The sequence below is a fragment of the Halorientalis brevis genome (genome assembly GCF_042678165.1).
GTDB classification, from domain to species: Archaea; Halobacteriota; Halobacteria; order Halobacteriales; family Haloarculaceae; genus Halorientalis; species Halorientalis brevis.
Genome location: NZ_JBHUDJ010000014.1, coordinates 124,327 through 133,399, shown reverse-complemented (window position 1 = coordinate 133,399; position 9,073 = coordinate 124,327). Strand labels below are relative to the sequence as shown.

Below are 9,073 nucleotides of genomic sequence, written 5' to 3'. Positions count from 1 at the left end.
GCGGCGATCGCGGCGGCCGGGATGGTGAATTTCGTCGGACTGGTCGTCCCGCACCTCGTCCGGAACGTCGTCGGCAGCGACTATCGTCGCCTCGTCATCGGGTGCGTCTTCGCCGGGCCGGCACTGGTGGCGGCTGCAGACGTCGTCGCCCGGCTCGCGTTCTCGCCGATCCAACTCCCCGTCGGTATCGTTACCGGATTGATCGGTGGGCCGTATTTTCTCTATCTCATGCGACGACACCGGGACCTCGGCGACCTCTGAGTTCCCTCACGTCTTTACTGCGGCGTGTTCGATACCACGGCCGCAGTGGGAACGACGGTGGCGAACTCGCCGTCGAGGTGGGCGAGCGCCGAGCGGTGAATCTCGTCGGCAGTCATGGATTCGCCATCGAACTCACGATCAAAAGTGGCCGTCGCGTCGGCGACGAGGTACACCTCGAAACCGCGATTTTCGGCCATCCGGGTGGTGGTCGAGACGCAGTGGTCCGTCGTGAGGCCGGCGATCACCAGCGTCTCGACGTCTCGCTCCCGAAGCCAGGCTTCCAGCCCCGTGCCGACGAAGGCACCGTTGACCTGCTTGGTAACGACGTGTTCGCCCGCCGCTGGTTCGAGGGCGGGTTTGAACGCGAAGCCTGGTTCGTCGCCTCTGAGGGGCGAATCGGGCTCGGTCGAATCGTGACGGGCATGGACGACCGGTCGGTCCGCGTCACGCCAGGCGGTGAGGAGTTCGGCCGCGCGCTTCTCTGCGTCGGGGTTGTTGCGCTTCCCCCAGGACGGGTCGTCGAACCCCTGCTGGAAATCGACGAGCAGGAGTGCGGCGTCGCCGGGCAGCGTGACCGACCGGTCGTCAATCGGCGGCATGACCGTCCGGGAGAGTCTGGGTCGCTTTCGGATGTTGGCGAGAGACGTTGATGGGGCACTCGTCGGGGGCCTGCTCGGGGTCCGAGGAGAGGAGGTACTGGTGCCACTCGCGGTCGCCTTCGACGCCGTAGTCACCGATGTCTGCGTGCGGGCAGACGCCGTCGTACTCCTCGAGACGGCCCTGGATGACCTCTCGCGCCTGCTGGCCGGCGTCGGTGTCGTGGGTGATCCCCTCGAACAGCGACCGCGGCTGGAACGTGATCTCCAGGCCGACCGGGCAGTAGCGGCTCTTGCGCTCGTCGTAGAACGGCGCCCGGCAGGTCGGGAACATCGGCTCACCGCCGAAGCAGAACTCCCAGTACGGGTCGTCCGGGTCCGTCGGAACGTCTTCGGGCCACGGCTCCGGATCGTGCACGTGGAGGAACTGGAGGATGTGCCAGAGGCGTTCGTGGTAGTCTCGCTCCGAGAGTTCCGTCTCGGGCGGTTTGAAGAACACGACGAACGACGCCTGCTCGGAGTGATCCCGGTAGACGTCGAGGTATTCGAGGAGCGTGTCCCGGAAGTTCAAGAGCGCGTCCTTGTCGGTCATCGACGGACAGACGGTGTACAGCGGGTCGCCGTTCTTGATCGATTCGACGCCGAAGTAACAGGGGAACGGTGACCCGTTGCGCTCGCCCGTCAGGGCGTTCCGGAAGGTCTCCCAGTGGGCCGTCGCCCATTCGGGAAGCTCGCCGGAGGTGGCTCGGTCAGCGACAGTCTCCTGATCCATGAGGACCTGCAGACCCGCTTCGTTCATACGCGAAAATTCGGCTCAGACGGCTTGAATGTGATGATTCCGTCGAAAAGATCAGTCGGCGAGGGGCGCGATTTCACTCTCGGTCTGAATGTTGCCGGTTTCGACGATCCGTGCGCGCAACCCGCCACGGTGGACGAGCGCGTCACGAATCCCTTCTTCCTGGAGATGTCGTTCCAGATACGTACATGGTTCACAGAGTTCCGTTCCGAGACAGATCGCGTCGCCGACGCGGAAGCGCTGGTCGACTAAATGATTGAGTGCAATATTACGGGTCGTGACGTTGCGACGATGGGCACCGGGATCGAGCGCGATGTCGTAGTCTCGCTCGACCGCAGCGAGGGTTTCAGATTCGATGAACGTGATCGCACAGCCCTCGCGGTCGGCGAAGCTTCCGTCGTCGTGGTAGTAGCGGTCGCCTTCGAGGCCACGCCCCGCGACGGCCTGGACGGAATCGACAGCCTCGGGCGGTGCGCCCTGGGCTGGTGCGAGATGGATCGCGGTCACGACGCCGGAACCGGTCATACGTGTGGGTTCGGCGACGACGGTCAAAGGGTTGTGGTTCGGGAAGTTTGGCTAGTGAACACATGCCTCGCATGGCGGCAGAAAGCTACACTGAGGGCCAGTTTTACGGTACCGGCAGGAGAGATTCTAGACGGATTATGGATAGGGACGTTGCGATAATTGGGGGCTCGATGACCAAGTTCGGCCAGCGTGACGCCTGGATTCGCGAGCTGCTCGCCCAGGCGGGCGAGGAGTGTCTGGCCGACGCTGGTGTCGCCCCAGGAGACGTGGAGCACGTGTACGTTTCGAACATGGCCAGCGGGGAGTTCGAGGGCCAGACCGGCATCATGAACGCGGTGGCGCACGATCTCGGGCTCATGCCGGCGTACTCACAGCGGATCGATCAGACCAGCTCGAGCGGCGGCGCCGGCATCTACGGCGCCTGGCAGTCCATCGCCTCCGGGGCGAGTGACATGACGCTGCTCGTGGGCGGGGAGAAGATGACCCACAAGGGGACCGGCGGCGCGACCGACATCATCGCGTCGATCACCCACCCTGCGGAGTACAAACACGGCGTGACGCTGCCGTCGTTCGCCGGCATGACCGCCCGGCACTACCTCGAACGGTTCGACGCACCGCGAGACAGCCTCGCGAAAGTGGCGGTCAAGAATCACAAGAACGGTGTGGACAATCCCAAGGCACAGTTCCAGAAGGAGATCGACGTGGAGACGGCCCTGGAGAGTCCGATCATCGCGGACCCGCTCCGACTCTACGACTTCTGTCCCATCACGGACGGGAGTTCCGCGCTCATGTTCTGTCCCGTCGAGGTCGCAGAACAGTACACCGACGAGTACGTCGTGGTGTCGGGCATCGGCGGCGCGACCGACACGCACGTCGTCCACGAGCGCGACGACCCGACGACGATGGGCGGCGTCGTCGAGAGCGGCCAGACGGCCTACGAGCGTGCCGGTCTCGGCCCCGAGGACGTCGACGTGGCGGAACTGCACGACATGTTCACCATTCTGGAGTTCCTCCAGATGGAGGGCCTGGACTTCGCCGAGAAGGGCGAAGCCTGGAAACACGTCGAGGAGGGTCGCACGGAGAAAGACGGCGAGTTGCCGATCAACACCTCGGGCGGGCTCAAGTCAAAGGGCCATCCGCTGGGAGCCAGCGGCGTCGCACAGGGCTACGAGATCTACGAACAACTCGTGGGTGAAGCCGGCCCGCGACAGGTCGAGGCCGACACCGGTCTGGCCTGCAACGTCGGCGGCTTCGGGAACTGTGTCATCACCACGATCATGGAGGCGCGATAACGATGGGACTCGACGCATACCGCTGTCCGAACGGACACATCACGTACCCGGGACACCGGCTGTGTCCCGAGTGTGGCGAACCGCAAGACGAGCAGATCGATCTCAGCGACGAAACGGCAGAGATCGTCACGTGGACCAAGAGCACGGCGACCCCGCCGGGCGTCCGCGAGCCGAACACCCTCGCGATCGTCGAGTTCGAAGTGGACGGCGAATCCGTCCGCGCGCTCGGACAAGTCGGTTCCGAGGACGACGACGAGGAGTTCGACGTCGAGAGCGGCGACGAGGTCGAACCCGTCTACGTCGACGAACTCCGCGAGCCCGGCGTCGGGCTCAAACCGGAAGACGCCGATCAGGAGTGGGACGGGTATCGGTTCCGACCCGTCCAGTGAGGCGGTAACTCGCCGAACAACGGGTCAGAACCGGCGTGGAGACCCGTCCAGTGAGGCAGTAACTCGCCGAACAACGGGTCAGAACCGGCGTGGAGACCCGTCCAGAGAGGTGGTCCAGGTCCGGCGTTTCGACAATCGCGACTTCTTTTCGATCCGTTCTCGAACACCGGCGGGCCGGTCGAATCACGCTCGTCGGGAGACTATCAGTGTCGGGCTAGCTCGGGTCGACGAGTACTCTCCAGAATCGCGATCCCCTCGAGCACAGTCATTGGCCGACCCTGCCTGGCGTGGGGATAGACGGCCGTCAGCGTGTCGTTCTCGAACACAGCGAGACACATCACGGGAAAGACGGTCGTCGTGAACCGGCTTCCAGTGAAGCGACTGTGGCACTCGTGCCGGTCGAAGGCGGGACGCATCGACGCACCGTGGTCGCGAGCCCAGCTGTCGAAACTATCGTACGTCGCCAGGGCCTGAATGGTGTCGGGAGTGCCGTTCGTGACCCGACTCGGCCAGCTCTCGATAGTGACGCTGTCGACGACGCCCGCTGCCTGGAGCGATTGGAGACGCCCCACCGCTTTCTGCTGCTCGGCACGCGCTGCCGCTGGAACCGAATCGCGCAGGTACAGCGTCGCTCTCGTCCTGGAATTCATGCCCCCTGAAGGGCACGAGCGTTCTTAGCTGTTTGCGTACCCGTCTCACCCCGGGACGCGTCAGCGAACCGGCGGTTCGCTGCGAGCGGTCATCCTGCCGGGACTGGCCTGCGGTCCTCGTCGTCCGGCGTTGATCGGCCATCGGTCTCGATGTCGGCCAGGCCGTCGAAGACGGTCACGACCCGCTCGCCGTCTCTGTGGGGATAGACGGCCTCCAGCACATCGTTCTCGTAGACCGCGAGTGCCATCACTGGCAGTACGAGCGCCGTGTACTGCTCCCCCGTGTCCCGGTCGAAACAGTCACGCGTCCCGAACGCCGGATAGATCCGAGCGTCTCGTTCTCGTGCCCACCGACTGAACGCGTTGAACGCTTCGCGCGCCCGGTCGTCCGTCGGTCCTGTCCCGTCGATTGCGATTTTGCGGGGCCAGTCGTACGTCTCGACGGCGTTGACGAGCGGTGTCGCTGCCAGGTCCACGACGCGCCCTCGCACCGCTGTCTGTTGCTCACCCGACCTCCCCCGTGTCTCGTCCCGGAGATACAGTTCCAGGCGGCGACCAGTGGTTTCAGTCATGATCCTCCACAGTGGATCTTACATCATTGTTTAGAATAAAATCGGGCTGCCGTTCCCAGACGGTGGGAACGTTTATTTAGTGCGACACTTCGAGCGAATCGTCGTCGGCCGTTAGCGTCGCGCCGTCCGGGTCCGGCGTGCGGCGGCGAGCAGATTCGATGGCGCGAAGACAGTCCATTACGGAGCGCGACCCGTCGTTGGTCGAGTGGGGATACACCGACTGGAGGGTCCCGTCTCGATAGACGGCGAGACAGAGCGCGGGCAACACGAGTCGCTCTCCTTTCTCCCCCGAATCCATCGAGTAACACGTCCGGGTGTCGAAAAACGGAGCCAGATCGACGCCCACCTCGTCGGCCCACTCGGTGAACGCTTCGTATCGAGTCTGCTCCCGACAGTCCGCGGTTAGCGAGACCTTCTTGCGCCAGTTGTGGATTTCGACCTGCGAGATGTGGCCCGCGTTCGCGAGTTCGTCGAGCCGCGTCGCAATCTGGTCCCGTCGCTTCTCGGCAATTTCTGGCAACGACGATCGGGCGTACAGTTCGACCCGCGTCCCCTCGGTTGTCCCATCTCCGCTCATTTGCATCCGCTAGTCCACCGACGAAATTAATAAAACATGCTATGTTCAGTTATGTTGACACGGTTGCACAAGGGAGAACGTCCCCATGACCGAGCGCTGTCGACCCGGTGGTGTTACTGCTCGCCGTCGTCGCCGTCGTCGAGATCGTCTTTGATCGACTGGAGTTCGGCGTCGACGTCGACTGGGACGTCGCTTCCGGCGTCGGCTTCGAACTGGCCGCGGTTCGCGTCGGCGGTGGTGACGGCGAGCTGCGCGTCGATTTCCTCCCTGAGAGCGCGGGCCTCGTCGAGGACCTGTCGTGCTTCCTCGTCCTGTGGTCGTCCCTCGATCGCGTCCTGAACGTCGGCCAGCACCTCGTCGAGGCGGCCGAGCGTGGCCTGGCTGACGGAAACTGCGCGTTCGCGGACCGCGTGGTCGGGCCCAGCTGGCGGCTTCCGCTCGTCGCTCAACCGAATCGCGCGCTGGAGCAGTCGCAGCGCGCGCACGTTCGTCTCGAGAACGAGGATGATTCCCGGGATCGCGATCTCGTCGGTGAATCGGAGGATCTCACGCGGGGACGGTGGTCGCGGGCCGCTGGGCCGCTGATCTAGCTCCCGCTGCAAATCGCGCAGTGACCGCGCCAGGTCGGCGGCGAGGCGCGCGAGATCCGCGTTGCTGCCTGAATCGCTCATTGAGTCCGCTACGGTCCGTTCCGGTAAAAAGCCGGGCCTCGAAACCGACGAACCGTCCGCCGGACTGATTCCCGCTCTCGGATTAGGGAGACCAAAACCCTTTTAGATTTAGGCCCGCCTAACTTCTATGATGCCAGCACGGGATCGGCTCTCCACTGAACACACTGAGCAGACGGACGACTCTCACAGCGATCTCCCCGGACGAACGGTGACGGCCCATCAGACTACCCCTGATCGGTTCGTCTTCACCGAATCTGACAACACAGATGCCTGGATCTCGACCGATCTGACCGTCGATCTTCGACGGTAATCACCTTTCGTCGGGGGTGTTCTCTCTCTTCGAGTCCACACTGAAAAACCGAGTCACACGTTCCGGCGTTCACGGAAACGGGGCGGCGACGCCTCCCGGGACGGTTCACCAGTCCTGGAGTGAGTCCTTTCCGAGGAAGTGCTCGATCGTGTGGGCGTGCTCTTCGAGTTCGACCAGTTGGAGCCGGAGCATCTCCGCGGAGGCGTGGTCCCCCAGGTTCGTGCTGAGTTCGATGTGATCGCGGGCGGTCTCGATGATGTCGCCGTACATCTCCAGGTCGTGTTCCAGGGACGTCCGGATCTCGTACACGTCGTCGTCCTCCATGTCGACCGGGGCACGTTCCTCGAGGCTCGTCATGTTGGCGACGGGGACGCCGCCGAGTGCTTGCACCCGTTCTGCGATCTCGTCGGCCGCTTCCTCGGCTTCTTCGGCTGCCTCGCCGAGGAACAGATGTAGTTCCCGGTACTGTGGACCCTCGACGTTCCAGTGGTGCTTGCGAAGCTGATGGTACAGGACGTACGTCGCCGCCAGGTCCGTGTTCAGTGCGTCGATGATCTGCTCGGCTTTGTCTTCCGGAATGCGAAGCCTGTTTTCCTCGACCGTCCCTGCTTCCTGAAGCACGTTCTTCTGGGTGCTCATTACACCTGGTCTTTCGTTCCCACACCACATAAAATAACCTCTCTAAAAACAAATTTTTCACGTCCAAAAGTATCGTTTGTGTTGTCTGAACCGTTGCGTGAGAATTGGGGCGCGTGCTGTGGACTCGTGAGTGACGCTCACGTCCTCGAAAGGACCATCATCGCCTCACTGTCCGTCGTCTCTGCGCCGGTCTGGCGACGCGTCTGCTCTTCGTGAACGCCCAGGAGTGCCTCGAGGTCGGTTTCTGGGACGTCGAGCGCCGTGGCGAACTCGTCCCAGACGTGCGTCCGTAATCGGAGATAGTAGGCCTCTGCCGTCCGCTCGAGGACGGGTTGTTCGTGGAATTGACTCCGCCATTCGTAGACGATGTCTTCGACGCCTGGATTGTCGCGCACTTGCCGTTGGTGGCGAGTCAGCAGGTCTCGAAGTTCGGACTCGGACACGTCGCTCCGATCGGCGACGAGTTCCACGAGGTCGTCGTCGAACGGCTCCAGCAGATCGTCGGCGTCGCTCATACCAGTAGCTTGGTCGCCACCAGCAAAAGCCCCGTGTCGACTTTCGACGGGAGTCGAGCAGTGTGACAACCGTCGAGGAGAGAAACTATTTGGGGACTGGGTGGTCACGGTGGCGTATGCACGAACGGGCAGCCGAGTTCAGGGAGCGCGCAGACGAGCAGTTCGGCCTCGACGTCGACGTTCACGAGTTCCCGGACGGAACGAAGACGGCCGAGGACGCAGCAGCGGCGGTCGGCTGTGACGTCGCTCAGATCGCGAGCGCGATCGCACTCGCGGCCGGCGACCGACTCGTGGTCGTCGTCACGAGCGGTGCGAACCGCGTGAGCATGGCGAAAGTCGCCGCGGAGCGCGACCTCGCTGAATCCGAGGTCGAGATGGCCGACGCGACGGACATCAAGGCCACGCTCGGCTGGAGCATCGGGGGCGTCCCACCGTTCTGCCACGACAGCGACGTGCCAGTGTACATGGACGAGACGCTGCTCGACCACGAGACCGTCTGGGCCGCCGCCGGGACGCCGCAAGCAGTGTTCCCCATCGAGCCGGACACCCTCCGTGAGTACGCCGGGGCAAAGCCGCTCGACGTGGCCGAATAGCGACGACGCTGAGCGAGCGTGGACCAGTCGATAGGTTTGTACCCGCCCGGACGTTGTCACCGGGTATGTGTGCCCGCGTCGCCCAGGGAACGAGTCGATACGCTGCCCCACTGACTCTCCTGGGATTCGTCTCGGTTCTGTTCTCGCCGCTCTCGGGCCTTTTCGTCGCGCTCGCTGGAATCGTCGTGCTCGCGTTTCACCGTGACCCGGACCGGGTCGTCCCCGACACCGGAATCGTCGCCCCGGCCGACGGGCGCGTCTCGGTCATCCGGGAGGAGGACGACAGACTTCGGGTTGGCATCTTCATGAACCTCACCGACGTCCACGTCAACCGCGCCCCGCTCGGTGGGACCGTCGAATCGGTCACCCATTCCCCGGGGGCGCACTGGCCGGCGTTCATCAAGGAATCCGACCGCAACGAGAAGGTGCACGTGGAGTTCGAGGACTACACCGTGGTCCAGATCGCGGGCGCGGTCGCGCGCCGCATCTACCCCTACGTCGAAGCGGGACAGACCGTCGAGCGGGGCGACCGGATCGGGCACATCTCGTTCAGTAGCCGCGTCGACGTGGTCTTCCCAGAGGACGTAACCCGCGAGGACCTGCTCGTCGGCAAAGGGGAATCTGTTACTGCGGGAGAGACCAGACTGGTAGCCGACCACTGAGCAGGTCAGCCTGGACTGTCTCGTA

Annotated in this window: 15 protein-coding genes; 6 read left to right on the top strand and 9 right to left on the bottom strand. The window is 63.8% G+C overall.

Features of this window, described 5'->3' with window-relative positions; genetic code table 11:
* Window positions 1–261 (top strand): iron chelate uptake ABC transporter family permease subunit (locus tag ACFR9U_RS17050; RefSeq protein ID WP_379814816.1); only part of this gene is annotated, 261 nt, incomplete at its 5' end.
* Between the two features lie 14 nt (window positions 262–275).
* Here ACFR9U_RS17050 and ACFR9U_RS17045 read toward each other — a convergent pair.
* The 3 genes from ACFR9U_RS17045 to ACFR9U_RS17035 are packed head-to-tail and all read right to left on the bottom strand — an operon-like array spanning window position 276 to window position 2,178.
* The gene (locus ACFR9U_RS17045; protein ID WP_247378343.1) at window positions 276–860 is read right to left on the bottom strand and encodes a cysteine hydrolase family protein; all 585 of its coding nucleotides are present in this window, start codon (window positions 858–860) and stop codon (window positions 276–278) included.
* Window positions 847–1,656: a YqcI/YcgG family protein gene (locus tag ACFR9U_RS17040; RefSeq protein WP_247378342.1), complete on the bottom strand. Its 810-nt coding sequence runs from the start codon at window positions 1,654–1,656 to the stop codon at window positions 847–849. Before ACFR9U_RS17040 ends, ACFR9U_RS17045 begins: the two co-directional genes overlap by 14 nt.
* A gap of 51 nt (window positions 1,657–1,707) precedes the next feature.
* Entirely contained in the window at window positions 1,708–2,178 is a 471-nt protein-coding gene (locus ACFR9U_RS17035) for an MOSC domain-containing protein (protein WP_247378341.1), read from the bottom strand.
* A 137-nt stretch (window positions 2,179–2,315) separates the two neighbouring features.
* On the opposite strand from ACFR9U_RS17035, the gene ACFR9U_RS17030 reads away from it, so the two are divergent.
* Together ACFR9U_RS17030 and ACFR9U_RS17025 are read left to right on the top strand one after the other, a co-directional pair.
* Window positions 2,316–3,470, top strand: coding sequence for a thiolase family protein (locus ACFR9U_RS17030; RefSeq protein ID WP_247378340.1), 1,155 nt, complete (start codon window positions 2,316–2,318; stop codon window positions 3,468–3,470).
* A gap of 2 nt (window positions 3,471–3,472) precedes the next feature.
* Entirely contained in the window at window positions 3,473–3,859 is a 387-nt protein-coding gene (locus tag ACFR9U_RS17025; protein WP_247378339.1) for a Zn-ribbon domain-containing OB-fold protein, read from the top strand.
* A 203-nt stretch (window positions 3,860–4,062) separates the two neighbouring features.
* On the opposite strand, the gene ACFR9U_RS17020 is transcribed toward ACFR9U_RS17025, so the two are convergent.
* The 4 genes from ACFR9U_RS17020 to ACFR9U_RS17005 form a co-directional block, all read right to left on the bottom strand.
* The gene (locus ACFR9U_RS17020) at window positions 4,063–4,509 is read right to left on the bottom strand and encodes an HTH domain-containing protein (RefSeq protein ID WP_247378338.1); all 447 of its coding nucleotides are present in this window, start codon (window positions 4,507–4,509) and stop codon (window positions 4,063–4,065) included.
* Window positions 4,510–4,598: 89 nt separating this feature from the next.
* A complete protein-coding gene (locus ACFR9U_RS17015) occupies window positions 4,599–5,081 on the bottom strand; it encodes an HTH domain-containing protein (RefSeq protein WP_247378337.1) in 483 nt (160 codons plus the stop codon).
* Window positions 5,082–5,157: 76 nt separating this feature from the next.
* Entirely contained in the window at window positions 5,158–5,658 is a 501-nt protein-coding gene (locus ACFR9U_RS17010) for an HTH domain-containing protein (protein WP_247378336.1), read from the bottom strand.
* A gap of 113 nt (window positions 5,659–5,771) precedes the next feature.
* On the bottom strand, window positions 5,772–6,329 hold the full coding sequence (locus tag ACFR9U_RS17005) for a DUF7547 family protein (protein WP_247378335.1): 558 nt from the start codon (window positions 6,327–6,329) through the stop codon (window positions 5,772–5,774).
* Window positions 6,330–6,459: 130 nt separating this feature from the next.
* Between ACFR9U_RS17005 and ACFR9U_RS17000 the strand changes: the two genes are divergently transcribed.
* On the top strand, window positions 6,460–6,639 hold the full coding sequence (locus tag ACFR9U_RS17000; protein ID WP_247378334.1) for a DUF7331 family protein: 180 nt from the start codon (window positions 6,460–6,462) through the stop codon (window positions 6,637–6,639).
* A 105-nt stretch (window positions 6,640–6,744) separates the two neighbouring features.
* Here the strand turns inward: ACFR9U_RS17000 and dpsA are convergent, their stop codons facing one another.
* Complete coding sequence (dpsA, locus tag ACFR9U_RS16995; protein WP_247378333.1) at window positions 6,745–7,278, bottom strand: DNA starvation/stationary phase protection protein DpsA; 534 nt, start codon at window positions 7,276–7,278, stop codon at window positions 6,745–6,747.
* A 137-nt stretch (window positions 7,279–7,415) separates the two neighbouring features.
* Window positions 7,416–7,793 (bottom strand): DUF8048 family protein, encoded by a 378-nt coding sequence (locus tag ACFR9U_RS16990; protein WP_247378332.1) that lies wholly within the window; start codon window positions 7,791–7,793, stop codon window positions 7,416–7,418.
* Window positions 7,794–7,909: 116 nt separating this feature from the next.
* On the opposite strand from ACFR9U_RS16990, the gene ACFR9U_RS16985 reads away from it, so the two are divergent.
* Together ACFR9U_RS16985 and ACFR9U_RS16980 are read left to right on the top strand one after the other, a co-directional pair.
* On the top strand, window positions 7,910–8,386 hold the full coding sequence (locus tag ACFR9U_RS16985) for a YbaK/EbsC family protein (protein ID WP_247378331.1): 477 nt from the start codon (window positions 7,910–7,912) through the stop codon (window positions 8,384–8,386).
* A 65-nt stretch (window positions 8,387–8,451) separates the two neighbouring features.
* Window positions 8,452–9,048 (top strand): protein sorting system archaetidylserine decarboxylase, encoded by a 597-nt coding sequence (locus ACFR9U_RS16980; RefSeq protein ID WP_247378330.1) that lies wholly within the window; start codon window positions 8,452–8,454, stop codon window positions 9,046–9,048.
* Window positions 9,049–9,073: the final 25 nt, after the last annotated feature.

Coding starts and splice junctions, on each gene's coding strand:
- ACFR9U_RS17010 (WP_247378336.1), bottom strand. CDS start 5,658: ATGAGCGGAGATGGGACAACCGAGGGGACGCGGGTCGAACTGTACGCC.
- ACFR9U_RS16985 (WP_247378331.1), top strand. CDS start 7,910: ATGCACGAACGGGCAGCCGAGTTCAGGGAGCGCGCAGACGAGCAGTTC.
- ACFR9U_RS17040 (WP_247378342.1), bottom strand. CDS start 1,656: ATGAACGAAGCGGGTCTGCAGGTCCTCATGGATCAGGAGACTGTCGCT.
- dpsA (WP_247378333.1), bottom strand. CDS start 7,278: ATGAGCACCCAGAAGAACGTGCTTCAGGAAGCAGGGACGGTCGAGGAA.
- ACFR9U_RS17025 (WP_247378339.1), top strand. CDS start 3,473: ATGGGACTCGACGCATACCGCTGTCCGAACGGACACATCACGTACCCG.
- ACFR9U_RS17015 (WP_247378337.1), bottom strand. CDS start 5,081: ATGACTGAAACCACTGGTCGCCGCCTGGAACTGTATCTCCGGGACGAG.
- ACFR9U_RS16990 (WP_247378332.1), bottom strand. CDS start 7,793: ATGAGCGACGCCGACGATCTGCTGGAGCCGTTCGACGACGACCTCGTG.
- ACFR9U_RS17000 (WP_247378334.1), top strand. CDS start 6,460: ATGCCAGCACGGGATCGGCTCTCCACTGAACACACTGAGCAGACGGAC.
- ACFR9U_RS17030 (WP_247378340.1), top strand. CDS start 2,316: ATGGATAGGGACGTTGCGATAATTGGGGGCTCGATGACCAAGTTCGGC.
- ACFR9U_RS17020 (WP_247378338.1), bottom strand. CDS start 4,509: ATGAATTCCAGGACGAGAGCGACGCTGTACCTGCGCGATTCGGTTCCA.
- ACFR9U_RS17045 (WP_247378343.1), bottom strand. CDS start 860: ATGCCGCCGATTGACGACCGGTCGGTCACGCTGCCCGGCGACGCCGCA.
- ACFR9U_RS16980 (WP_247378330.1), top strand. CDS start 8,452: ATGTGTGCCCGCGTCGCCCAGGGAACGAGTCGATACGCTGCCCCACTG.
- ACFR9U_RS17005 (WP_247378335.1), bottom strand. CDS start 6,329: ATGAGCGATTCAGGCAGCAACGCGGATCTCGCGCGCCTCGCCGCCGAC.
- ACFR9U_RS17035 (WP_247378341.1), bottom strand. CDS start 2,178: ATGACCGGTTCCGGCGTCGTGACCGCGATCCATCTCGCACCAGCCCAG.